Genomic DNA, 23,125 nt, shown 5'->3' with positions numbered 1-23,125 from the left:
TGACTCCCCGCCGCCTTTTCTTTTGCCTGCCGCTTTTACTTGCCGACGCTGCCGGCCTGGAACACGGCAATGGCCTTGCCGTCGCCGTCCCGCAGCAGCAGGTGGCGGTCGCTGATCTGCCAGCTTTGCGCCCAGCCCAGGGCGTTGAGGAAGGCCTGCTCCTCGTCCATGTGGTGCATGCAGGCCATCAGGGAACCGCCCATCTGGGAAAAGCCGATGCGCTGGCCCTTCAGTTCATAGCTGCCGAGAATCCTGTTGCAGCCGCCGGCGCCGCTGACCCGGCCGTCGGCCTGGAGCAGCAGGTGGGGCGCCAGGTTGCCCCGGTGGCGGCTGAGGGGCTTGCCGTCCAGCTGTACCAGGCGCCAGGTGGTGCCGACCAGGGGTAGGGGCGCCGACGCTGCCGCCGGGCTGACGGTGCCGCCGGCACCTGCCTTGACCGTCGCCGGGGAGGCGGCCGGCCGGGCTGCTGCCACGGCGTCGCTGCCGGGGCAGCCGGCCTGGGGCCAGACGCCGTAGAAACGGTCCACCACCACCTTGACCTGGCCGTCGCGACGGCTTGCCAGGTGGCCGGCGAAGCGCACCAGCTGGGCTTCTCCCACCTCCCGGCCGAGCTTGCCGGCCGCCGACTCCAGGACCCCGTAGGCCGCTTCGGCGGCGACGGGGAACTGGGGCGAGCCCGGAGCGCAGAGGCGGATGCTGCCCTCCTTGCCCTGGCGGCTGTAGAGGCCGGTGAGGGTGCCCGAGACCCGGGCCGGCAGGGCCTGGGGCAGACGCACCAGTTCGTAGTTGTGACGGCTGGCGATGGAGCGGCTCTCGCCGTCAAGCAGACGCAGACGTTCCGGGTTTTGCATGGAAAGGCGGGTGCTGTCGCTACCGGGGGCTTCCAGGGTCAGGACGTCGCCCTTGGCATCCAGGCTCCAGCGGCCGTTGCGGCGCACCGCGGCGGTGACGCCCTTGCCCCGGTAGGCCTGGCTCAGCTGGAAGCTGTGGTCCGCCTCCAGGTCCAGCTGCCAATCCACGCCGACACAATTGGCGCAGGGCATTTCCCCGATGTAGGTGGCGGGCAGGGCCGGCGGCGCCGCCTGGGCGGCGAGGCCCCAACCCAGGCCCAGCCCCAGGAGGACGAGGCGGAGAGGCTGAAAGGGGTGGCAGGAGGTCGGGACGGCAGGTTTTGACGGATGACCCATGGCTTTCCTTGTGCGGATGGCAGGACGGTTGTAAGGGTTCAGATGGCCGGATCGGTGCCTTCCGGCGCCTGGGGCAGGATCAGGTTGAGCAGCACCGCCAGCACGCCGCACAGGCTGATGCCCTGCAGGCTGAAACTGCCGATGGTGACGCTCAGGCCGCCGATGCCGGTGACCAGGGTGACGGAGACGATGCACAGGTTGCGCGGATTCATCAGGTCGGTGCGGGCATCCATCAGGGTCTTCAGGCCGATGCCGGCGATGGAGCCGAACAGCAGCACCATGATGCCGCCCATGACCGGCATGGGAATGGTCTGCAGCAGGGCGCCGAACTTGCCGACGAAGGCCATGAGGATGGCGAAGCCGGCGGCCCAGGTCATGATCACCGGGTTGTAGTTGCGGGTCAGCATGACGGCGCCCGTGACCTCGCCGTAGGTGGTCACCGGAGGGCCGCCGAAGAGGCCCACCACATTGACCGCCAGGCCGTCCCCCAGCAGGGTGCGATGCAGGCCGGGGGATTGGGTGTAGTCCTTGCCCACCACCGAGCCCACCGCCAGGATGCCGCCCACGTGCTCGACGATGGGGGCGATGGCCACGGGAATCATGAAGAGGATGGCGGCCAGGTTGAACTCGGGGCTGCCGAACTGGGGCACGGCCAGCCAGGCGGCCTCATGCACCTTGGTGAAATCGACGATGCCGAAGAAGAAGGCGGCCACATAGCCCACGGCCACGCCCACCAGGATGGGCACCAGCTTGAGCAGGCCCCTGGCGCGGATGGCGGTGAGCATGGTGGCCACCAGGGCGATGGCGGCTACCGCCAGGGCCGTGTCGTAGGGCACCACCTGCTGCTCGCCGGCCTTGCCGGTAGCCATGTTCACCGCCACTTGGGCCAGGCCCAGGCCGATCACCATGACCACGGGACCGATCACCACCGGCGGCAGCAGGCGGTGGATGAGGCCGACGCCGCGCCACTTCACCAGGGCCGCGGCGACGTAGTAGAAGAAGGAGGCGGAGGCCAGGGCACCCAGGGTGGCGGGCATGCCCCAGGTCTGCACCGAATAGATCACCGGGGCGATGAAGGCGAAGGAGGAGCCCAGGTAGATGGGCACCTGGCGCCTGGTGCAGATCTGGAAGATGAGGGTGCCGACGCCGGCGCCGAGCAGGGCCAGGCTGGGGTTGAGGCCGGTGAGCAGGGGCACCAGCACCGTGGCGCCGAAGGCGACGAAGAGGATCTGGGCGCCGGAAAGGGCGGTGCGCCAGGTCGGATCGGGTTTCTGGGTCATGGTCGCCGCCTTACTTGGTGCCGAAAATCTTGTCGCCCGCATCCCCCAGGCCCGGGATGATGTAGCCGTGCTCGTTGAGGTGGCTGTCGATGGCCGCCACATAGACGTCCACATCGGGGTGGGCGGCCTGCAGCTTGGCGATGCCTTCCGGCGCCGCCACCAGGCAGATGGCGCGGACGTGGCCGCAGCCCTTGCGCTTCAACATGTCGATGGTGGCGATGAGGGAGCCGCCGGTGGCCAGCATGGGGTCGATGATGAGGGCCAGGCGTTCGTCCAGGGAGCCGACGAAGCGCTCGAAATAAGGTTCCGGCATGAGGGTTTCCTCATTGCGGGCGATGCCCACCACGCTCACCTTGGCGCTGGGAATGAGGTCCAGGACCCCGTCCAGCATGCCCAGGCCGGCCCGCAGGATGGGCACCACGGTGACCTTCTTGCCCTTCAGGCGCTGCACTTCCACCGGTCCGGCCCAGCCGTCGATGGTGACGCTTTCCACTTCGAAGTCGCGACAGGTTTCGTAGGTGAGGAGGCGGGCCAGTTCGGCGGTGAGTTCGCGGAATTTCTTGGTGCTCATGTCGGCGGCGCGCATGAGACCGATTTTGTGCTGGACCAGGGGATGCTGGACTTCGATGACGGCCATGGTGATCTCGTAAAAACGGGGGCAAACCGCGCAAGGATAATCCATTGGCGTGTCCCTGGCGCGTGGCGCCGCGGAGATTCCGGACATTTCCTGCGCCGGGCGGCTGCGCCTTGGGTAGAATACGCCCTCTTTTTTCCGGTAAATCAGCGACATGGCAAGACTGGCGCTGGCCCCCATGCAGGGCCTGGCAGACGACGTGATGCGGGAGGTGCTGACGGCCATCGGCGGTTACGACTGGTGCGTCACCGAGTTCATCCGCGTCACCGACGCGCTCCTGCCCGCCCGCGCCTTCCGCCGCATGGCGCCGGAACTGGACAACGCCGGCCGCACCGGCGCCGGCACGCCGGTGGCGATCCAGCTGCTCGGTTCCGATCCCGTCTGCCTGGCCGAGAACGCCGCCCGGGCGGCAGAGTTCGGCCCCCTGGCGGTAGACCTCAACTTCGGCTGCCCGGCGCCCATGGTTAATCGCCACGGCGGCGGCGCCATCCTGCTCAACGATCCGGAACTGCTGCATACCATCGTCGCCACGGTGCGCCGGGCCATGCCGCCGCAAGTGCCGCTGACGGCGAAGATGCGCCTGGGGGTGAAGGACACGGCCCGCACCCTGGACTGCGCCCGGGCCCTGGCCACGGGCGGCGCCGCCGAACTGGTGGTGCATGCCCGGACCAAGGAGGAGGGCTACACGCCGCCGGCCCATTGGCACTGGATCGCCCGCATCGCCGAAGCGGTGGCGGTGCCGGTGGTGGCCAATGGCGAGGTGTGGAACGTGGCCGACTGGGAGGGAATCCGGGAGGTTTCGGGCTGTGCCGACGTCATGCTCGGTCGCGGCGCGGTGGCCGATCCGCTGCTGGCGCGGCGCATCAAGGGGGAGGCGATTGCCGGGGCCGAGGCCTGGGCGGTGGTGGAGCCGGCCCTGGCCGACTTCTGGCGGCGGGTCACCGCCAAACTGGAACCCCGGCATTGCCCGGGGCGCATCAAACTGTGGCTGGGATTGCTGCGGCGGACCTGGCCCGAAGCCGAAGCCCTGTATCAGCGCATCCGCCCCGCCCGGGACTGCGCCGCGGTGGAGGCCGGCCTGGCTGCCGCCGGAATCCTGCCCGCGCCGGTGGCCTGAGGCCGAGGTCCGGCGCCAGCCATGGGCGCTCAGCCCGTGGAGCGCACCTTGGTGACGCGGCGGGGAGCCGCTTCGTCCTGCTCGACCTGGACCTCGGCCACCTTGTTGCATACCAGGTGGCCGGTGAGGGTGGCGCCCTCGCTGATGGTCAGCTCGCCGTAGCGCACGTGGCCGCCCTTGACCTTGGCGGTGGGGCCGAGGAAGAGGGTTTCCCGGGCCTCGATATTGCCGCTGACGGTGCCATAGACCACCACGTGGTCGGCCAGCAGGTGGCCTTTGACGAAGGCCTGCTGGTTCACCACGATGACCGGGGTTTCGCCTTCCTTGCCGCGCAGGTCGCCGCGCACGTTGCCGTCCACCCACAGGCCGCCGCAGAAATCGACTTCGCCGTGGACCGTGGTACCGGTGGGGATGACGCCCTTCATGGCGACGTCGGGCAGACCGTTGGCGCCGAAGCGCAGGGGTTTGGAATTTTTCATGATGTACGTCCCATCCTTGTCTGTTGGCTCAAGCGAACCCCGCTGGGTTCGAGAAGATCTACCGTAACGTTGCGCGGCGTGAAGCCGTCCGGTAGGGGGATGACACCTGCAGTTCTGAGGAAACGGCTGACTTCCACTTTCAACTTCGGGTCCGGGGCATCGCCGGCGGCGGGATAGCGCCAGGTGGCCGGTTTGCCCTCTTGTTCTCCGGCCACTGCGAATTGCAGGGTGCCGTTGAATTTGCGGCCGCTATTGGCCAGGGTCAGGCGGTAACGCAGCTGGCCCGGCAGTGTCGGGTCCTGGGCCACGCTAAAGGCCTTCAGTTCCAGTCCGTCCTGCTCGGCCGGGGCGGCATCCGGAGTTGCCGGGGGCAGGGGTGCGGGAGCTGCCGCCACGGCGGGCTCCGGCGGTACCGGCACGGCCATGGCCACCGGAACCGGCTCCACTGCCGGAGGCAGGGGGAAATGCTGGCCGGCGCGGAAGGCGAGGGCCAGGGCCAGCAGTACGCCGCCAGCCATGGCCAGCTTCTGCAGCACGCGGTGCCACAGGGGTTTGGGGACTTCGATCCGGACGGTGGGGGTCGGCAGCATCGGTCGCGAACGGTCGTAAAAGTTCTATCAGTCAGTTAACCGCGGCCCGGATGGCTTGGCGGTTCAGCAGGGTGCGGCTTCCTGGCTGGGCACGAATTTCGGCTTGGCTGAGAAGACTTTGGGGGGCGGATTGTTTCCCAATTGACCCCATGCTTCAAGCTGTTTCTCAAGATATCGGCAGCATAGCCATGAAATTAAATGTTTTTTTCAAAAAAAACTACCTAGGGTGATTCCTAGGGGGAGAGGACGACCGCTGCCGGCGGTGTTTTTTGCCCCAATACTCCTGCTTTCAAGCGGCCCGGGCTTGGGTATGATGGGCGCCCGCAAGCCCTTGCGGCGCGTTCCCCGGGCCCGGTTGCGGCCCTTCTGATCCGAGTCATGTCATGGTCTGTCAGTCCTGCGGCGCCTGCTGCGCCGCCTACCGCGTCGATTTCCATCCGGCCGAGCTGGAGGGTGGGAATTTCGCCTGGGAGGGCGGCATTCCCCTGGCCCTGACGGTGCCCGTGACGTCCCATCTGGTGCGCATGGCCGGTACCGATGCCAGCCCGCCCCGCTGCGTTGCCCTCAGCGGTGAAGTAGGGGTGTCCGTCTCCTGCAGCCGTTATGCCCAACGGCCCTCGCCCTGCCGCGAATTCAATCCCCTGGCGGAACTGGGTATCACCGACGAGGCCTGCGCCCGGGCCCGGCAGAAGCACGGTTTGCCGCCCCTGGCGGAGCCGGCCTGAGGCCCTTCCAGCGTTGCTGGCGGGCCGCTCCCGATTGACCCCCCGCCGGCCCCGGTGCTAATGTTGGCGCCATTGATAAAGGCAAACCCGTACGAAAGGCGGGGGCGCAAAGTCACCGGTCTACCGGGCGTCGGCAACGGCGCTCCATGACAGCGGGACTGCCATAAGCAACGTGCCATCCCAGGCCGGTTGCGAGGAGACTTCGGCGCAAGCCACGTGGTTTTCCCTCTAACCATTGAGTTTGGGAGGTTGGTCATGTTTGCTGAAGTTCCGGAGCTTTCCCCGGGGGCGTCCGCTCCCCTTGCCATGGCGGCCAGCATCGAGCTGGAGACTGTCAACGGCATCCTCAGTACCGTCACCATTCCGCCGTGCCCCAGCGTGGTCCTTTCCTTGATGGAAGAGGCGCGCCAGGACGACGTGGATTTCCAGCGCATCAACCGTCTCATCAGCGGCGACGTCAGCCTGGCGGCGTCCATGATGAAGACCGCCAATTCCCCCTTCTTCGCCCTGCGCTCCAAGGTGCAGTCGGTGCAGCAGGCGGTGGCCGTGCTGGGCCTGAAGAACATCCTCAAGGTGGTCACCGGCCTGGAGCTGCAGCGCAGCCTGGGCAAGGGCGGCGGGGTCAGCATGGAGCGCTTCTGGGAACGCTCCAACCTGCACGCCGCCATCTGCGGCTGCCTGGCCCGGCGCCTGCCCGGCACCTCGGTGGAGGATGCCTACACCTTCGGCCTCTTCCACGACTGCGGCATTCCCATCCTCATGCAGCGTTTCCCCGACTACAAGGAAACCCTCATGGCCGCCAACCATTCCAGCCTGCCGGTACCCGAGGTGGAGTTCGAGCGCCATGCCACCAGCCATGTCATGGTGGGCGCCATGCTGGCCCACAATTGGCAGCTGCCGGAGAAGATCGTTCGTGCCATCCGCGGCCACCACGACCTGACCCTGCTGGAGGACGAGCGGGAGCCGGCCGAGGTGCGCACCCTGATCGCCCTGTCCCTGCTGGCCGAGCACCTGGCCGCCCGCTACCTGGGCGTGGCGGAGGAGTCCGAGTGGCAGCTGTGGGGCGAGCAGGCTTTTGCCTACCTGGGTTTCGATGACGGCGAACTGGAGGAACTGTACCCGGAACTGCTGGAGGAACTGGGCGACGTCATCGCCGCCCGGGGCTAGGTTCTCAGTCCAGGGTGCGGCGGAAGGTGCGCAGGCCGATACCCAGCACCACGGCGATGAAGGCCAGGATCGGCCAGACGCTGCTCCACACCATGTCGATGCCGTTGCCCTTGAGCAGGATGCCCCGCACCAGCACCAGGAAATGGGTGAGGGGCAGGACATTGCCCACCACCTGGGCCCACTCCGGCATGCCGCGGAAGGGGAACATGAAGCCCGAGAGCAGCATGGAGGGCAGGAAGAAAAAGAAGGTCATCTGCATGGCCTGCAGCTGGTTGCGGGCGATGGAGCTGAAGGTGATGCCCAGGGTCAGGTTGGCGCAGATGAAGAGCAGTACCACGGCGTAGAGCAGCAGCAGGTTGCCGTGCATGGGCACGTCGAAAATGAAGCGGGCGGCGAGCAGGATCAGGGTCACCTGGATCAGGCCGATGAGGATGTAGGGCACGATCTTGCCGGTCATCACCTCCACCGGGGTGGCCGGCGTCGCCAGCAGGTTCTCGAAGGTGCCCCGCTCCCGTTCCCGGGTCATGGCCAGGCCGGTCATCAGCACCATGGTCATGGTCAGGATCACCCCCAGGAGGCCCGGCACCACGTTGTAGGAGGTGAGCCCTTCCGGGTTGTAGCGGCGGTGCACCCGCAGGTCCAGGGGCGGCGTCGCGGTCTTTTCCAGCCCCGGCAGGTCGGGGGCGAAAACCTCCAGTCCCAGTCTGTTGAGCACCGAAATGGCGCCGCCGGCGGCCATGGGATCGGTGGCGTCCGCCTCCACCAGCAGGGTCGGCGCCTTGCCCCGTACCAGGTCCCGGTGGAAGCCGGGTGGGAAGGTGACGACGAACTGCACCTGGCTGCGGTCCAGCAGGGCGTTGGCCTCTTTTTCGTCCACGCTGCCGACGATCTTGAAGTAGTCGCTGTTCTGCATCGCTGCCACATAGGAACGGGCGAAAGGGCCCGGGTCGGCCATGACGATGGCGGTGGGCAGGTGCTTGGGGTCGGAGTTGATGGCGAAGCCGAACAGCAGCAGCTGGATGATGGGAATGCCGACGATCATGCCGAAGGTGAGCCGGTCCCGCTTCAGCTGGATGAACTCCTTGAGCAGGATGCCGAACCAGCGGGAAAAGGAGAAGGTGAAGGAGAAGGCTTGGGAGAAATTCTGCAGACGCTGTTTCATGGCATCACCCCTGGAACGGATCCGGACTGCCCTGCATGAGGTGGATGAAGGCATCCTCCAGAGAGGCAGGAACGACGGCCATCTCCAGGGGCTTGCCCTGGAGGAAGGCTTCCAGACTGGCTTGCAGCCTGGCCTCGTCGCGGCCGCTGACGTGGAGCACGTTGCCGAAGCTGGCCACCAGATCCACCCCGGGCAGGCCGCGCAGTGCCTCCCCCAGGCCGTGCAGGCTGGCGCCGCTGATTTCCCGGGTGTGCAGGCCCTGGGCCGCCACCACCTGCTCCGCCGTGCCCGAGGCCAGCAGGGTGCCGTAGGCGATGTAGGCGAGACGGTGGCAGCGCTCGGCCTCGTCCATGTAATGGGTGGATACGAGCACCGTGATGCCGGCGGCGGAGAGGCGGTGGATTTCCTCCCAGAAGTCGCGCCGGGCCTTGGGGTCCACCCCGGCGGTGGGCTCGTCCAGGAGCAAGAGCCGGGGCCGGTGCAGCAGGCAGGAGGCCAGGGCCAGGCGCTGCTTCCAGCCGCCGGAAAGGGTGCCGGCCAGCTGGCTGCGGCGGCCGGCCAGGCCCAGTTCCTCCAGGGCCCGGTCCACCGCCTCCCGGCGCCGCTCCATGCCGAACATGCGGGCGACGAAATCCAGGTTCTCGCCGATGGTGAGGTCGTCCCACAGGGAGAACTTCTGGGTCATGTAGCCCACCTGGCGCTTGATGGCGGCGCTCTCCCGCAACACGTCCAGACCCAGGCAGGTGCCCTGGCCGCTGTCCGGCGTCAGCAGGCCGCACAGCATGCGGATGGAGGTGGTCTTGCCGCTGCCGTTGGGGCCGAGGAAGCCGAAGATTTCCCCCTGCCGCACCTGCAGCGCCAGGTCCTTCACCACGTGCTTGTCGCCGAAGTGCTTGTTGATGCCGGTGACGTCGATGACCAGCGGGGAGTCGTTCATCCCGGCTTCCATTTCAGCGCTCCAGCAGGCGCACATCCACCGGCAGGCCGGGACGCAGGCTGGCGGCCTGCTCCGGGGCCGGTGCCGCCTCGATGCGGAACACCAGTTTTTCCCGGCTGCCCCGGCTGTAGATCACCGGCGGCGTGTATTCGGCCTGGGGCGCGATGAAGTCGATGCTGGCGCGGATGGGCTGGGCGCAGCCGTCGCAGGCCGCTTCCACCGCCTGTCCTGGCTTGAGCCCGGCCAGGGCCGTTTCCGGCACGTAGAAGCGCAGCTTGCGGCGGTTGTCCGGCAGCAGGCTGGCCACGGCGGCGCCGGCGGGCACCCATTCGCCGGGACGGTAGTAGGTCTCCGTCACCTCGCCGGCGGCAGGCGCGCTGACGGCCTTCCGCTCCACCACCCAGCGCTTCTGGGCCGCCAGGGCGGCGGCGGCCTGCAGGTCGGCCTCGGCGCCTTTGACCTCGGCCTGGCGGCCCAGGGTGCTGCGGTAGGTGGCCAGCTGCTGGCGGGCCGCCTCCTCCTGGGCCAGGGCCTGGTCGAAGGCGCTCTGGGCTTCGTCCAGCTTGGCCTGGGCGACGAAGTTCTGCCGCGCCAGGGCCTGCTGCTGGTCGAGGCGGGTGCGGGCCAGGCGGCGGCCGGCTTCGGCCGCCCGCAGATTGGCTTCCAGCCCGGCGATCTCCGGCGCCCGGCGCGGCTCCTTGAGGTTTTCCGCCTTTTCCCGGGCGGCGGCGATACGGGCCTCGGCCTCGGCCAGGGCCTGGGCATCCGGGTCCGCCGCCACGGCGAAAAGGGCCTGGCCCTCGCTCACCCGGCTGCCCCGGGGCGTGTCCAGGGACTTCAGGTAGCCGGCCTGGGGCGCTGCCAGGTAGAGATATTCGCCTTCCACGTAACCCGGGTAGACGGGGGCGGCATCGCGGCCGCAGGCAGCCAGCAGGGGCAGGGCGGCGGCGAGCAGCAGGGGCAGGGTGGCGGTTTTCATGGTGCGGGACTCCCCGGGGCGGTGGGATGGGGCAGGAGGGCCAGAAGCTGGCGCAGGCCCACGGCCAGCTCCGCTTCGGATTGGGGGCTCTGGCGGCCCAGGTTCATCACCGCCAGGCCGACGATGGCGGCGTGGAAGACCAGTACCTGGGGCGCCTCCGGCGCGTAGCCCAGGTGGCTCAGCAATTGGGCGATGGATTGGCGCACATGGTCCACCAGGCGGCTCACCGCTTCCCGCAGGGACGGTTCCTGATCGGCGGCGGCCACCAGGCCCAGCAGCATGCGCACCCGAGGCAGGAAGCGCATGGCGGCGGCCAGGGCCTGGGCCGGGTCGGCCTCCGGGCTGCCCAGCTGGCGTGTCAGGGCGTCATTCACCGACTGTTCGGCGATGGCCAGCAGCAGTTCGTTGCGGGTGGGGAAGTAATAGGTGAGATGGCTCTGGCTGACCCCGGCCGCCTTGGCGATGCGGGGCTGGGTGAGGGCCGCCAGGCCCTGTTCGTGGAGCAGGGTGACGCCGGCGGCGAGGAGCCGTTGCTTGACGCTCATGGTCGGTGGATGCCGTGGGTGAATGCTGTTTGGTAACTCTACCAAGATTTGGTGGGCTTACCAAAAATATTTCGCCCGGGCCGGTGGTGGCTGCCGGTTGAGTCTGGGACAATGCGGCCCTTGGCTTTAGCGGCCGTTATTTTCTGAAGGATTTTTCATGGCCATCGTTTTTCCCGTGCGCGGCGAATACATCCAGCTCGATCAACTGCTCAAGGCGGCCAGCCTGGTGTCTTCCGGCGGCGAGGCCCACATCATGGTGGACGAGGGCCAGGTGAAGGTGGACGGCAAGGTGGAAACGCGCAAGCGGGCCAAGCTGCGCCCCGGGCAGAAGGTGCAGTTCGGCGGCGAGACCATCCAGCTGGTGGCCGAGGAGGCCTAAGCGCCCAGGAGGCAGTGGCCGGGCGGGACCGCTCCCGCGTTGGCTGAGTGCGGCGACACACAAGACAAAGGGCCGGCAACGCAAGTTGCCGGCCCTTTGCTTTGTCTTGCGGCCTGCCGGATTGGCAGTTGATCCGTCGCCCGGGCTAGAGGTCGGGGGCGCTGATGCCCAGGGCTTCTTCGGCCCAGGCCAGGGCCAGCTGGCTGGTGTTGCCGAGGCCCGCCGGATCGATGCCCAGTTCGCCGGCGATGTCCGCCGCCTGGGCGCTGCGGCCGTGCTCCACGGCCAGGGCCAGCTGCAGGAAGCGGGCGTAGGGCCCCTCGCTGCGCAACAGTACGTCCGTCACCTCGTCCGCCAGATTGATCAGCTGCAGCACCTTGGTCAGGGGCATGGCCAGCAGCACGTCGAAGAGGGAGAGCAGGCCCACCAGGAACAGCTCGTCGCAATCCTTCTTGGCCAGCACGCCGTCGGCCACGGTTTCAAGGAAGCGGGCCCGGGTCATGGCCACTTCCAGCAGGGCTTCGTCCCGGTCCCGGGGCGTGCCGACGCGGAACATGGCGACGGTGAGCCAGCGGTACAGGCGCTGCCGGCCCAGGACCATGATGGCCTGTTCCAGGCTGGCCACCGGCGCCGACAGGCCGGCTGCCGGGGAGTTGGCCAGGGCCAGCACCTTGAGGGCGATGCCCGGGTCCTTCTTGGCCACGGCCCCCAGGTCCGCCAGGTCGGCCTCGGCCCGGATCAGGTTGAGCATTTCCATGAGCACGACCCGGGAGTTGTCCAGCTTGCCTTCGGGTTCCTCGCAATCGGCCAGCACGGTGAACGGGCCGAGGCAGTAGTCGAAGCCCCAGGCCGCGCACATGCGGCGTTCCGGCCAGCCGGGCACGCCGTCGGCGGCCAGCTCCAGCTGGGGCGCAGCCGCCTTCAGGCCCCGGGCCAGGCGCTGGAAATCGGTGAGGTCGTAGTCGTCCAGGCGGAGCAGGGCCAGGTCCGCCAGGGCCAGCAGGGGCGCGTGTTCCGGCAGCAGGGTGAGGCCGCGCAGGGCGAGGCGGCAGCCATCCGCCTTGGCCTGCTGCAACAGGGGCAGCCAGGCTTCCACGTCCGAACCTTCCACATCCAGCAGCAAGGTGCTGCGGGCGGCCCGCAGGGGCAGGTGGCCGCCAGCGGCCAGGGCGGCGCGGGAGATCGGCACCAGGGCCAGGCGGCGGGCGGCGAAGGCGGGCAGGTCGATCTCTGCCAGGGCGGCGAGGAAAGCGCTTTCCGCCGGCGCGTCGGCCTGGGGTGACGTTTGTCCGGCGGCGCTGCCGGCGGTGGAAAAGCGGTAGCCGCAGAGACGGTTGCGGCTGTCGATGATTTCTTCACGCCGCAGCATGGCTTCGGCGGCGGCCCGTTGCCGTTGTTGGGCCGCCACGGCCGGATCGACGACGGGCGTCGTCACCAGGGCGGAAAGGGGCAGGGGCTGGAGCGGGGTGTCGTCCTGGCCGGTGAGACGGCCGATGAGTTTGCCAAAAACCATGGGTCGGGGATTTTATTGTGGGTTGTTGTAACCCGTTATTTTACGTCCCTCGCCGGGGTGGAAAGCTGTCAAAAGTTGGCAGTCGGGGCGCTAAATCTTATCCCCGATTCACCGGAGCAAGTCTGTGGATAGGCCGGGGATAAGCGCGCCAGCCCCCTGATTCATCGCTGTTTTTGCTCTTCGCCTAAAAAAACGGCAATCGGGGCAAAACTGGGGGATAGGCCGCAGATCGAGCATTGGCGCGGGGTTCCGCCGGTGGATAAAACGCCTTTATCCACCTTTTAGGGGAACAAGCCTGTGGAAAAGCAGTGGGCAAATCACCTAAGTGCGTCACCCGCCAGGGTTTTTGGCCTCCGCCTAAAAAACAGGCGGAGGCCTTGTTATCCTGCTTGCCGCCTAGCTCAGCAACTGGCGCAGTACGTAGGGCAGGATGCCGCCGTGGCGGAAGTATTCCACCTCGATGGGGGTGTCGATGCGGCACAGCAGGGGCACTTGCTCCACCCGTCCGTCGCTGCGGGTGATGCGCAGCATCAGGTCCTGCTGGGCTTGCAGGGGACCGTCGGCGCCGGGCAGGTCGAAGCGCTCGCTGCCGTCCAGGCCCAGGCTGGCGGCGCTGGTGCCGGCCTTGAATTGCAGGGGCAGCACCCCCATGCCCACCAGGTTGGCCCGGTGGATGCGCTCGAAGCTGCGGGCCACCACGGCCCGCACGCCGAGGAGCCGGGTGCCTTTGGCGGCCCAGTCCCGGGAGGAGCCGGTGCCGTATTCCTCGCCGGCGAAGACCAGGGTGGGGATGCCCCGCTGCTGGTAGGCGCTGGCGGCCTCGAACACCGTCACCTGCTGCCCGTCGAGCAGGGTGTAGCCGCCTTCCACCGGGCTGCCGTCTGCCTTGGGCGGCAGCATCAGGTTCTTCACCCGCACGTTGGCGAAGGTGCCGCGCACCATGACCTCGTGGTGGCCGCGGCGGGAGCCGTAGGAATTGAAGTCCAGGGACTTCACGCCCTGGGCGGTGAGCCACTGGCCCGCCGGGGTGGCCGCCTTGAAGGAACCGGCGGGAGAAATGTGGTCGGTGGTGACCGAGTCTCCCAGCACCAGCAGGGCCCGGGCACCGTTGATGGGCGCCAGGGGCGGCGGCTCGACAGTGAAACCGTCGAAGAAGGGCGGCCGGGCGATGTAGGTGGAGGGCGGCCAGTCGTAGATTTGTCCCTCCGGCGCCGGCACCGCGTTCCACAGGTCATGGTCGCGGGTGAAGTCGGCGTAGAGGCGGCGGTAGGTGGCCGGGTCCTGGGCGAAGGGCAGCACGGCGGCGATTTCTTCCGAGCTGGGCCAGATCTCCCGCAGGTACACCGGCTGGCCGTCGCGGCCCGTGCCCAGGGGCGTGGTGGTGAGATCCACATTGACCCGGCCGGCGATGGCGAAGGCCACCACCAGGGGCGGCGAGGCCAGGTAGTTGGCGCGGATGGCGGGATGGATGCGGGCCTCGAAATTGCGGTTGCCGGAGAGCACGGCGGCCACCACCAGGTCCCGCTCGGCGATGGCCTGGTTGAATTCGGGCGCCAGGTCCCCCGCATTGCCGATGCAGGTGGTGCAGCCGTAGCCTGCTAGGGCGAAGCCCAGTTGGGCCAGGGGCGCCAGCAGGCCGGCCTTTTCCAGATAGTCGGTGACCACCCGGGAACCGGGGGCGAGGGAGGTCTTGATGTGGGGCTGCACCGAGAGACCTTTGTCCACCGCCTTTTTCGCCAGCAGGCCGGCGGCGATCAGCACCGCCGGATTGGAGGTGTTGGTGCAGGAGGTGATGGCGGCGATGAGCACGTCGCCGTGGCCCAGGTCCACGCCCGCCCGGGCCGTGGGCTGGCGCTGCGGCAGTTGTTCGGCCGGCTTGCCGAAGCCGTTGGCGCTGGTGGGCTGGCTGAACAGGGTGTCGAAACTGCGGCCCATGTCGGACAGATTGATGCGGTCCTGGGGCCGCTTGGGGCCGGCCAGGGAGGGCACGATGGTGGCCAGGTCCAGGCTTAGCTGGGTGCTGTAGTCGATGTCGCCGGCCCGGGGGGCGCCGAACAGGCCCTGGGCGCGGAAGTAGGCCTCGAAGGCTTCCACCTCGGCCTCGTTGCGGCCGGTCTGGCGCAGGTAGTCCACGGTCTTCTCGTCCACCGGGAAAAAGCCCATGGTGGCGCCGTACTCGGGCGCCATGTTGGCGATGGTGGCCCGGTCGGTGAGGGACAGGCTGGTGGTGCCGGGGCCGAAGAATTCGACGAACTTGCCCACCACCTTTTCCCGGCGCAGCAGTTCGGTGACGGTGAGCACCAGGTCGGTGGCGGTGACGCCCTCGTTGAGGCGGCCGCGCAGTTCCACGCCGACCACGTCGGGAGTGAGGAAATACACCGGCTGGCCGAGCATGGCCGCCTCCGCCTCGATGCCGCCGACGCCCCAGCCGACGACGCCGACGCCGTTGATCATGGTGGTGTGGGAGTCGGTGCCCACCAGGGTGTCCGGGAACAGCAGTTCGCCCTGGCGGCGCACGCCGCGGAACAGGTATTCCAGGTTCACCTGGTGCACGATGCCGATGCCCGGCGGCACCACCTTGAAGGTGTCGAAGGCCTGCATGCCCCATTTCATGAACTGGTAGCGCTCGGCGTTGCGCTGGAACTCCAGCTCCATGTTGCGGCGCAGGGCCGTGGGGGTGCCGTACTCGTCCACCTGTACCGAGTGGTCCACCACCAGGTCCACCGGCACCAAGGGCTCGATGCGCTTGGGGTCCGTGCCCTGGGCCGCCGCCGCATCGCGCATGGCGGCCAGATCGCAGAGCAGGGGCACGCCGGTGAAGTCCTGCAGCACCACCCGGGCGACGACGAAGGGAATTTCCTCGGTGCGTTCCGCCCGGGGCTGCCAGTTGGCCAGCTGGTGCACGTGCCGGGGCGTCACCCGGCGGCCGTCGCAGTGGCGCAGCAGGGCTTCGAGGACGATGCGCAGGGACACCGGCAGGCGGGACACGGGGCCGATGCCGGTGGCCTCCAGGGCAGGCAGGGAGTGGAAGAGGCCGATGGGCCCCCGGGCGGTGGCCAGGGGCTGCAGGGTGGAAAAGGAATCAGTGGTCATGACGGCTCCGGAAAAGGGGAGGGACATGGGTACTGAGTCCGCCGCCGGCCGAACGTTCCGGAAATGTGGCCACCCATGTCACGGCCCCCCCGGGCGGGCGTGGCGTGTCTGTCGGCCGTTGCCCAGCCTCGGGGCGGGCGGGCCGCCGCCGGAGCAAAACGCCGGGCAAGAAAAAGGGCGGCCCGCGGGCCGCCCTGGGGTGTGGGGCGTTCGTTCTCAGCCGGCGTTGGCGCGGCCGATGGCGGCGGCGAGGCGCTCGGTCTGCACCATGGCGCTGATGCCGATCAGCAGGTGGGCGGCCTGGACCAGCCAATGGTAGTCGCCGGGCAGCAGGGCGGTCTGGAATACGCCCAGGGCCAGCACCACGACGCCCCAGGTGGCGCCGAGGATGGCCAGGGCCGGGGCGGCCTTGAGGCCGAGCAGGGACAGCAGCCACAGGGACAACACCAGCAGGGCGCCGGTGCCCATGTGGGCGTGGAGCAGGGCGCCGCCCTGGCCGAGCCAGAGCAGGATGCCGAGAATGAGGGCGGCGGTGCCGGCTAGGCGGGCCGTGACGATGGCGATGCGGGTAAGGGTTTGCTGCATGTTGCGTTCTCCTTTGATGTTTATGGTTTGTTGTGGCGCCGTCCCCGGCCGGGGACGGAGACGCGGCCTTTTCGCCTTTGCCGGCGTTACGGGCCGTGCTGATTCTATGCTGCAATGCCGGAAATGCCGAAGCGCTTTAACACAGTGCCCGGCACCTCGGCTGCAAGCCGCGCCCCTGGCCGACCCTGGCGATGGCATGCTGGAAATCGAGGACCGGCGCCGCTGCCGGGGCAGGTGCCATGAAAAACGGGAATGGATCGCTCCATTCCCGTTGTCGTGGGGGCGGGCCGGAAGTTAGGGGCGGGCCGGCAGGGGCGCGAACTCCACCGGCACCCAGGCGTAGCTGCCCTTGCCTTCGGCGCGGACGTGGCCGAGGCCGGGGAAGGGCAGGTGCATGCCGCCCACCAGGACCTTGCTGGCGGCGGCTTCCTTCATGATGGCCTTGCGCGTGGCGATGGCCTGCTTCTGGTCCACGTCGAACTCGATGGAGACGCCGGGCTTGGCGAACTGCACGGCGTGGGCATGGACCAGATCGCCCCAGATGAGCAGCTTCTGGCCTTTGGACTCCACGGCGAAGGCGGTGTGGCCGGGGGTGTGGCCGTTGGCCTTGACCGCCCGGATGCCCGGCACCAGCTCGCTGCCGGCGGCGAAGGTGGCCCACTGGCCCTTGGCCAGGTAGGGCGCGGCGCTGTCCCGGGACAGCTTGAAGAAGGGCTGCATGCCTTCCGGCGCGGCGGCGGCCACCTTTTCCGAGAGCCAGAAATCATTGTCTTCCTGGGCCGCCAGGATGCGGGCCTTGGGGAATATGGGCTGGCCGCCGGCGTCGTTGAGGCCGCCCATGTGGTCGGCGTGGAGGTGGGTCAGCACCACCGTGTCCACCTGCTCCAGGCTGTAGCCGGCCGCCTTCAGGTTGGCGGCGATGTTGCCGAGGGAGGGGCCGAACAGCTTGGCGGCGCCCGTATCCACCAGCACCAGGTTCTTGCCGGTGTTGATCAGGTAGGCGTTCACCGCCGTCTGCATCTTCGGGTTGCCGACGAACATGCGGGCCAGCAGGGAGTTCAGGTCCTGGGGCCGGGCGTTCTTCAGCAGCTTGGTCTCCAGCTCGATGGCGCCGTCGTAGAGGGCGGTCACCTCGAAGTCGCCCAGCTGGGTGCGGTAGTAGCCGGGCACCTGGGTCTGCACCTGGGGCGCTTCGGCCCGGGCCAGGGGCGCGAGGAAAAGGAGGGCGGCGGAAAGGGCGAGCAGTGAGCGGCGCAGTTGCATGGGGAAATCTCCTGTTATGGGTTTGGGATGATGGGAGAAGGAGGGGAGTGTAGCCTATGACGCGGGGCTCGCCGCAAGGACTGTTTCCCCGCCTTTTTGTCCCTTGACCTGGAGTGCGCTCCAGCTTTTAGGATGCCTGCCATGAAGCCCTATCTCTCCATCCAGGAAGCGGCCGCCAGCACCGGCCTGAGTCCCGACACCCTGCGCTACTACGAGCGCATCGGCCTCATCGGCACGGTGCCCCGGGGGCCGGGAGGACAGCGCCGCTACGTGCCTGACGACATGGCCTGGCTGGCCTTCCTGTTGCGCCTGCGCAGTACCGGCATGCCGGTGCGGCAGATGCAGCAATTCGCCGAGCTGCGTCGGCAAGGCGAAGCCACCGCCGGGGCGCGCCGGGAAATGCTGGAGCGGCACCTGGAGGGCGTGCGGCGGAACATCCGCCAGCTGGAGGAAACGGCGGCGGTACTGGCCGGCAAGGTCGAGCATTACCGGCAGCTGGAGGCTTCATCCATCCAACCCAAGGCAAAAGGAGCCTCCCATGGAAAAGTCCGAAGCGATGCAAAACGAGCGTTACGTCAGAGGCCTGGCAAAGCTGCAGGAGATTGACGGCCAGGCCGGGGAAAAGGTGGTGGCCAGCCTGGCCGGCATTGCCCCGGATTTTGCCCGCTACCTGATCGAATTTCCCTTCGGCGACATCTACAGCCGCCCGGGCCTGGACCTGCGCGCCCGGGAAATCGCCGTGGTGGCGGCCCTGACGGCCCTGGGCAATGCGGCGCCCCAGCTCAAGGTGCACATCCAGGGCGCCCTCAACGTGGGTGTGAGCCGTCAAGAGGTGGTGGAGACCATCATGCAGATGGCCGTCTATGCCGGTTTTCCGGCGGCCCTCAACGGCCTGTTTGCGGCGCAGGAGGTGTTTGCCGAAGCCGGGTGAACGGGACGGCGGCGATGTTCCCCGGGGCGGGCGTCCCGGATGCCCCTTGTCGTTGTAAGGGGCGGCAGGTTATGGTCCTGGTCTTGCACATGTCATGGTCCGGAAAATGTCGCGCCACCCCATGTATCCTTCCGCCCGCCTCGCCTTGTTGTTGCTCAATACCTGGTCCTTCTTCACCGGCCTGGCAGCCTTTTATCTCTACTGGTTTCTTTCCATGGCTGGCACCGGGGCGATTACCGAGGGCCTGGCGGCCGATATCGGCCAATTGAACGATGTCGGCATCCTGCGGCAACTGGCCCTCAGTTTGCTGCATGCGGCGGTCGATTTCCGTCAAAGCGGAATCACCCTGGCGGTATGGGGCCTGTCCCTGCTTATGCTCTCGAGCGGCCTGTCCTTGCTGCTGCTGTTCCGGGAAATGCGCCGTCCAGCGCAGCCCAGGGAACCGGAGCCGACGGATACAGGAAGCGGCTTCGTGGCCGACCTGCTGCAGGGGCGCCTGCCGTTGTGGAAGGCCTTCTGGCTTGTCTATGTTCCGGAGCCCTTCCTCGCCAGCCTTGTCGTCAATGTCCTCATCGGGAACCTGGACGGAAAGACCCAGGTGCTGCTGTCCATGTTCGTGTTTCCATTGACCGTCGGTTTAGTGTGGACGCTGCTTTTGAGCGTGACGGTCCTGGTCTGGCGTTGCAGCGACAATACCGCCCGGCCGGTTTGGGGCAAGGTGGCGCGGGTGCTGCTGGTACTGGTCATTGCCGTACCGCTGCTGCAGTTCCTGATCCTCATGGTGCCTTTCCTGGGGCTGCTTTCCCGCAGCTGACGGGGGCTAGTTCTCCCAGGGCGCCTGCTCGAAGGCCGTCGCCAGGAAATTGACCAGGGCCCGCACCTTGCCCGAGAGGTGCTTGCGTGAGGGATAGACGGCGTAGATGCCCAGTTCCCGCTGCTTGTACTGGGGCAGGATGGGCACCAGGCGGCCGCTGGCCAGGTCCTGGTGGCAGAGGAAGGTGGGCTGGAAAACGATGCCCTGGTGGTCCAGGGCGGCGGCGCGGCAGGTGTCGCCGTTGTTGGCGTGGAAGCGGGGGCGGAGATTGACGCTTTCCATGCCGTGGGGGCCTTCCAGTTCCAGGGTGTCGCCGCTGGGGGAATAGCTGTAGCCGATGAACTGGTGCCGGGCCAGGTCGGCCAGGGTCTGGGGTGTGCCGTGGGCCGCCAGGTACTGGGGCGAGGCGCAGAGCAGGATGCGGGTGCTGGCCAGGCGCCGGGAAACCAGGGAGGAGTCGGGCAGGCGGGTGATGCGCACCGCCAGGTCGTAGCCTTCCTCTACCAGATCCACCACCCGGTCGTTGAGGCTCACGTCCAGGCTCACTTCCGGATGGGTGGCGAGAAAGGCGCCCCACAGTGGCGCCAGGTGCAGCACGCCGAAGGAGAGGGGGGCGTTGACCTTGAGCTGGCCCACGGCCCGGTTGGTGGTGAGGCCCACGGCGCTGTCCGCGTCCTCCAGTTCTTCCAGGATCTGCTTGCTGCGTTCCAGGTAGAGGCGGCCGGCCTCGGTGAGGGACAGGCGGCGGGTGGTGCGATGCAGGAGGCGGGCGCCCAGGCGGCTTTCCAGGTCCTGCACCAGGCGCGATACGGCGGCCTTGGAGCTGCGCAGCTGGTCCGCCGCCTTGACGAAGCTGCCGCTGTCCACCACGGCAACGAAGGCTTCCATTTCCCGGAATCTGTCCATTTTGTTCCGAATATCAAAACAGTTAGTCACTGGATTGTATATTTATCTTCAATCGTCGGTTCAATAAAGTACGTTCCATCGCGGCCACACCTGTTGCCGCCCACTTTCGAGGGACCGCACCATGACCCTGCCCACCCTGTTCATTTCCCACGGCGCGCCGACCTTCGCCCTGGAGCCCGGCATCATCGGCCCCCGGCTGACGGCCCTGGGGCGGCAACTGCCCAAGCCCCGGGCGGTGGTGGTGGTGTCCCCCCACTGGATCACCGCCGGCCTGGAAGTGGCCACCAGCGCCCGGCCCGAGACCATCCACGACTTCGGCGGCTTCCCGGAGGCCCTGTACCAGTTGCGCTACCCGGCCGCTGGCGCCCCCGAGGTGGCGGCCGAGGTCCTGGAGGCCTTGGCCCGGGCCGGCTTCCCCGGCCGCAGCAATCCCCACCGGGGCCTGGACCACGGCGCCTGGGTGCCTCTCATGCACCTCTACCCGCAAGCCGACGTGCCGGTGGTGCAGCTGTCCCTGCCCATGACCGGTTCGCCCCAGGTGCTGCTGGCCCTGGGTCGGGCCCTGGCGCCCCTGCGGCAGCAGGGCGTGCTGCTGCTGGCCTCCGGCAGCATCACCCACAACCTGATGGACTTCCGCCTGGGCGGCGGCGAAGCGGCCTACGCCCGGGAGTTCATGGAGTGGATGGCTGACACCATCGCCGCTGGCGACCTGGACGCCCTGCTGGACCTGCGCCGCCGGGCACCCCACGCGGTGCGCGCCCATCCCACCGACGAACACCTGCAGCCCCTGCTGGTGGCCATCGGTGCCGCCGGCGAGGACTGGGTCGCCGCCCGCCGCCTGGAAGGGGGCCTGGTCTATGGCGTGATCGGCATGGACAGCTATGCCTTCGGCGTCACCGCCAGGGACGCAAACCAAATCGACCATTCCGCGTCTACCCCGGTGTCCGCCGCGGTAGCTGCCCACTGAAGCGAGGAATCACCATGAACCACAGCACCGACCGTTACAGCAGCACCGCCAAGGCCCTGCACTGGCTGATGGCCCTGGGCCTCTTCGGCGCCCTGGGTGTCGGCTTCTACATGACCGGTCTGCCCCTGTCGCCGCAGAAGCTGCAGATCTACTCCTGGCACAAGTGGGCCGGCGTCAGCCTGTTCCTGCTGGTGCTGCTGCGTTTTGCCTGGCGCCTCGGCCACCGGCCGCCGGCCCCCGTGCCCATGCCGACCTGGCAGCGCCTCGCCGCCGAGGGCGTGCATCACCTGCTGTACCTGCTGATGTTCGCCATCCCCCTCACGGGCTGGCTGATGAGTTCGGCGAAGGGCTTCCAGACCGTCTATTTCGGCGTGCTGCCCATCCCCGACCTGATCGGCAAGGACCCGGACCTGGGCAACCTGCTGAAGACCGTGCATGTGAGCCTCAACTTCCTGCTGCTGGCCCTGGTGGCCGCCCATGCCGGCGCCGCCCTGAAGCACCACTTCCTGGACCGGGACGCCACCCTGCGCCGCATGCTGCCGGGCCGCTCCTGAGTCGCACCAAGAAAAACGCACGCCAACCCCAACGTCACGGAGATAACACCATGATCAAACAAATCCTCGGCGCCGCCGCCGTCCTCGCCCTGCCGGCCCAGGCCGTCGAGTTCAACGCCGTGCAGGCCGACAAGACCCAGATCGCCTTCACCTACAAGCAGATGAACGTGCCCGTGGATGGCAAGTTCAGGAAGAGCGCCGCCAGCATCGCCTTCGATCCGGCCAAGCCCCAGGCCGCCAGGGCCAGCCTGGAGATCGACCTGGCCAGCATCGATGCCGGCTCCCAGGAGGCCAATGACGAAGTGGCAAGCAAGCTGTGGTTCAACACCAAGGCCTTCCCCAAGGCCACCTTCGTCTCCAGCAGTGTCAAGGCCCTCGGCAACAACCGCTTCGAGGTCACCGGCAAGCTGAGTATGAAGGGCAAGACCCTGGACGCCACCGCGCCCTTCACCTTCAAGCAGGAGGGTGCCAACGGCGTCTTCGACGGCGCCTTCGTGCTGAAGCGGGCCGACTACGCCATCGGCGAAGGCATGTGGGCCGATTTCGGCACCGTGGCCAACGAAATCCAGATCAAGTTCCACGTCGTGGCGGCGGCTGCCGCTGCGGCCAAGAAGTAAGCCGTTCTGCTGTATCGCCCCAACCCCAAGCCGTACTCAGAGAAATCTTAGAAAACCCCTTACAGGAGATTCACCATGATCAAGCAACTCGTCGCCGTCGCCATCGCCGCTTCCTCCTTCGCCGCCGTGGCCGCTCCCGAAACCTATGTGATGGACGGCAGCCACACCTTCCCCCGCTTCTCCTACAGCCACTTCGGCTATTCCACCCAGCTCTCCCATTTCGACAAGACCAGCGGCAAGATCGTCATCGACAAGGCCGCCAAGAGCGGCAGCGTGGACGTGACCATCGACATGAAGTCCGTCAATACCGGCTCCGCCCTGTTCAACGGCCACATCCAGGGCGAGGATTTCCTCGACACCGCCAAGTTCCCCACCGCCACCTACAAGTCCACCAAGGTGAACTTTGACGGCGACAAGGTGGTGTCAGTGGACGGCAACCTGACCATCAAGGGCATCACCAAGCCGGTCACCCTCAGCGTCACCTCCTTCCAGTGCATGCCCCATCCCATGCTGAAGAAGGACGCCTGCGGCGCCAACGCCACCGCCGTCATCAAGCGCAGCGAATTCAACGCCGGCAAGTACGCTCCCTATGTGGGCGACGACGTCACCCTGACCATCGCCGTCGAAGCCATCAAGGAATAAGCCTCCCCGAGGCTGCCTCCGGGCCCGCCGATGCAAGGCGCATCGGCGGGCCTTTTTGC

At 67.7% G+C, this 23,125-nt stretch carries 25 protein-coding genes and 1 riboswitch; of the genes, 11 read left to right on the top strand and 14 right to left on the bottom strand.

All coding sequences use genetic code 11. From position 1 onward, the window contains the following. Positions 1–35: 35 nt before the first annotated feature. From AZSP09_RS04345 to upp, 3 genes are read right to left on the bottom strand one after another with little or no spacing between them, the layout of a single operon-like run. Positions 36–1,187, bottom strand: a complete 1,152-nt coding sequence (locus AZSP09_RS04345) for an META domain-containing protein (RefSeq protein ID WP_152089283.1) — start codon at positions 1,185–1,187, stop codon at positions 36–38. Positions 1,188–1,225: 38 nt separating this feature from the next. Next, positions 1,226–2,467, bottom strand: coding sequence for a uracil-xanthine permease family protein (locus AZSP09_RS04340; protein ID WP_130458407.1), 1,242 nt, complete (start codon positions 2,465–2,467; stop codon positions 1,226–1,228). A gap of 10 nt (positions 2,468–2,477) precedes the next feature. Next, complete coding sequence (gene upp / locus AZSP09_RS04335; RefSeq protein ID WP_152089282.1) at positions 2,478–3,104, bottom strand: uracil phosphoribosyltransferase; 627 nt, start codon at positions 3,102–3,104, stop codon at positions 2,478–2,480. A gap of 151 nt (positions 3,105–3,255) precedes the next feature. Here upp and AZSP09_RS04330 point away from each other — a divergent pair, with 151 nt between their 5' ends. Next, positions 3,256–4,218, top strand: coding sequence for a tRNA dihydrouridine synthase (locus AZSP09_RS04330; protein ID WP_152089281.1), 963 nt, complete (start codon positions 3,256–3,258; stop codon positions 4,216–4,218). Positions 4,219–4,247: 29 nt separating this feature from the next. Here AZSP09_RS04330 and AZSP09_RS04325 read toward each other — a convergent pair whose 3' ends face one another. Both AZSP09_RS04325 and AZSP09_RS04320 read right to left on the bottom strand, forming a co-directional pair. Next, positions 4,248–4,697, bottom strand: coding sequence for a bactofilin family protein (locus AZSP09_RS04325; RefSeq protein WP_130458409.1), 450 nt, complete (start codon positions 4,695–4,697; stop codon positions 4,248–4,250). Next, positions 4,694–5,287 (bottom strand): DUF6776 family protein, encoded by a 594-nt coding sequence (locus AZSP09_RS04320; RefSeq protein WP_152089280.1) that lies wholly within the window; start codon positions 5,285–5,287, stop codon positions 4,694–4,696. The genes AZSP09_RS04325 and AZSP09_RS04320 overlap by 4 nt, the downstream gene beginning before the upstream one ends. Positions 5,288–5,670: 383 nt before the next feature. On the opposite strand from AZSP09_RS04320, the gene AZSP09_RS04315 reads away from it, so the two are divergent. Both AZSP09_RS04315 and AZSP09_RS04310 read left to right on the top strand, forming a co-directional pair. Then, positions 5,671–6,012 carry a YkgJ family cysteine cluster protein gene (locus AZSP09_RS04315; RefSeq protein ID WP_152089279.1) on the top strand — a complete coding sequence of 114 codons (342 nt, stop codon included), beginning with the start codon at positions 5,671–5,673 and terminating at the stop codon, positions 6,010–6,012. Positions 6,013–6,082: 70 nt separating this feature from the next. After that, positions 6,083–6,178, top strand: a riboswitch (cyclic di-GMP riboswitch). Positions 6,179–6,267: 89 nt separating this feature from the next. Next, the gene (locus AZSP09_RS04310; RefSeq protein WP_014237393.1) at positions 6,268–7,179 is read left to right on the top strand and encodes an HDOD domain-containing protein; all 912 of its coding nucleotides are present in this window, start codon (positions 6,268–6,270) and stop codon (positions 7,177–7,179) included. A 4-nt stretch (positions 7,180–7,183) separates the two neighbouring features. Here AZSP09_RS04310 and AZSP09_RS04305 read toward each other — a convergent pair whose 3' ends face one another. From AZSP09_RS04305 to AZSP09_RS04290, 4 genes are read right to left on the bottom strand one after another with little or no spacing between them, the layout of a single operon-like run. Next, positions 7,184–8,341, bottom strand: a complete 1,158-nt coding sequence (locus AZSP09_RS04305; RefSeq protein ID WP_152089278.1) for an ABC transporter permease — start codon at positions 8,339–8,341, stop codon at positions 7,184–7,186. Positions 8,342–8,345: 4 nt separating this feature from the next. After that, positions 8,346–9,278, bottom strand: a complete 933-nt coding sequence (locus AZSP09_RS04300) for an ABC transporter ATP-binding protein (protein ID WP_232058848.1) — start codon at positions 9,276–9,278, stop codon at positions 8,346–8,348. 13 nt (positions 9,279–9,291) lie between these two features. Then, positions 9,292–10,257 carry an HlyD family secretion protein gene (locus AZSP09_RS04295; protein WP_152089276.1) on the bottom strand — a complete coding sequence of 322 codons (966 nt, stop codon included), beginning with the start codon at positions 10,255–10,257 and terminating at the stop codon, positions 9,292–9,294. After that, a complete protein-coding gene (locus AZSP09_RS04290; protein WP_130458415.1) occupies positions 10,254–10,802 on the bottom strand; it encodes a TetR/AcrR family transcriptional regulator in 549 nt (182 codons plus the stop codon). Before AZSP09_RS04290 ends, AZSP09_RS04295 begins: the two co-directional genes overlap by 4 nt. Before the next feature lie 157 nt (positions 10,803–10,959). Here AZSP09_RS04290 and AZSP09_RS04285 point away from each other — a divergent pair, with 157 nt between their 5' ends. Next, the gene (locus AZSP09_RS04285; protein ID WP_014237398.1) at positions 10,960–11,181 is read left to right on the top strand and encodes an RNA-binding S4 domain-containing protein; all 222 of its coding nucleotides are present in this window, start codon (positions 10,960–10,962) and stop codon (positions 11,179–11,181) included. A gap of 145 nt (positions 11,182–11,326) precedes the next feature. Here AZSP09_RS04285 and AZSP09_RS04280 read toward each other — a convergent pair whose 3' ends face one another. The 4 genes from AZSP09_RS04280 to AZSP09_RS04265 all read right to left on the bottom strand — a co-directional run bounded on the left by AZSP09_RS04280 (position 11,327) and on the right by AZSP09_RS04265 (position 17,635). Next, entirely contained in the window at positions 11,327–12,694 is a 1,368-nt protein-coding gene (locus AZSP09_RS04280; protein ID WP_152089275.1) for an EAL and HDOD domain-containing protein, read from the bottom strand. A 396-nt stretch (positions 12,695–13,090) separates the two neighbouring features. Then, entirely contained in the window at positions 13,091–15,787 is a 2,697-nt protein-coding gene (acnA, locus tag AZSP09_RS04275) for an aconitate hydratase AcnA (RefSeq protein WP_152089274.1), read from the bottom strand. A gap of 216 nt (positions 15,788–16,003) precedes the next feature. Continuing rightward, complete coding sequence (locus AZSP09_RS04270; protein WP_014237402.1) at positions 16,004–16,372, bottom strand: hypothetical protein; 369 nt, start codon at positions 16,370–16,372, stop codon at positions 16,004–16,006. A gap of 294 nt (positions 16,373–16,666) precedes the next feature. Next, a complete protein-coding gene (locus AZSP09_RS04265) occupies positions 16,667–17,635 on the bottom strand; it encodes an MBL fold metallo-hydrolase (RefSeq protein ID WP_152089273.1) in 969 nt (322 codons plus the stop codon). A gap of 141 nt (positions 17,636–17,776) precedes the next feature. On the opposite strand from AZSP09_RS04265, the gene AZSP09_RS04260 reads away from it, so the two are divergent. From AZSP09_RS04260 to AZSP09_RS04250, 3 genes are all read left to right on the top strand, one after another. Then, on the top strand, positions 17,777–18,241 hold the full coding sequence (locus AZSP09_RS04260) for a MerR family transcriptional regulator (RefSeq protein WP_152089272.1): 465 nt from the start codon (positions 17,777–17,779) through the stop codon (positions 18,239–18,241). Beyond that, positions 18,174–18,566 carry a carboxymuconolactone decarboxylase family protein gene (locus AZSP09_RS04255; RefSeq protein WP_232058847.1) on the top strand — a complete coding sequence of 131 codons (393 nt, stop codon included), beginning with the start codon at positions 18,174–18,176 and terminating at the stop codon, positions 18,564–18,566. The genes AZSP09_RS04260 and AZSP09_RS04255 overlap by 68 nt, the downstream gene beginning before the upstream one ends. Before the next feature lie 121 nt (positions 18,567–18,687). Then, the gene (locus AZSP09_RS04250; protein ID WP_152089271.1) at positions 18,688–19,380 is read left to right on the top strand and encodes a hypothetical protein; all 693 of its coding nucleotides are present in this window, start codon (positions 18,688–18,690) and stop codon (positions 19,378–19,380) included. A gap of 6 nt (positions 19,381–19,386) precedes the next feature. On the opposite strand, the gene AZSP09_RS04245 is transcribed toward AZSP09_RS04250, so the two are convergent. Next, positions 19,387–20,286, bottom strand: coding sequence for a LysR family transcriptional regulator (locus AZSP09_RS04245; protein WP_152089270.1), 900 nt, complete (start codon positions 20,284–20,286; stop codon positions 19,387–19,389). A gap of 121 nt (positions 20,287–20,407) precedes the next feature. On the opposite strand from AZSP09_RS04245, the gene AZSP09_RS04240 reads away from it, so the two are divergent. From AZSP09_RS04240 to AZSP09_RS04225, 4 genes are all read left to right on the top strand, one after another. Then, positions 20,408–21,253, top strand: a complete 846-nt coding sequence (locus tag AZSP09_RS04240; RefSeq protein WP_152089269.1) for a DODA-type extradiol aromatic ring-opening family dioxygenase — start codon at positions 20,408–20,410, stop codon at positions 21,251–21,253. A gap of 14 nt (positions 21,254–21,267) precedes the next feature. Next, entirely contained in the window at positions 21,268–21,807 is a 540-nt protein-coding gene (locus AZSP09_RS04235) for a cytochrome b (RefSeq protein ID WP_152089268.1), read from the top strand. A gap of 50 nt (positions 21,808–21,857) precedes the next feature. Further along, a complete protein-coding gene (locus AZSP09_RS04230; RefSeq protein ID WP_152089267.1) occupies positions 21,858–22,424 on the top strand; it encodes a YceI family protein in 567 nt (188 codons plus the stop codon). Between the two features lie 75 nt (positions 22,425–22,499). Further along, a complete protein-coding gene (locus AZSP09_RS04225; RefSeq protein WP_130458426.1) occupies positions 22,500–23,066 on the top strand; it encodes a YceI family protein in 567 nt (188 codons plus the stop codon). The last annotated feature ends 59 nt before the right edge of the window (positions 23,067–23,125 follow it).

This window comes from Azospira sp. I09, assembly GCF_009177135.1.
In the GTDB taxonomy this organism is placed as follows: Bacteria; Pseudomonadota; Gammaproteobacteria; order Burkholderiales; family Rhodocyclaceae; genus Azospira; species Azospira oryzae.
The sequence above is the reverse complement of the archived record's forward strand: the minus strand, read 5'-3'. Positions and strand labels throughout refer to the sequence as shown.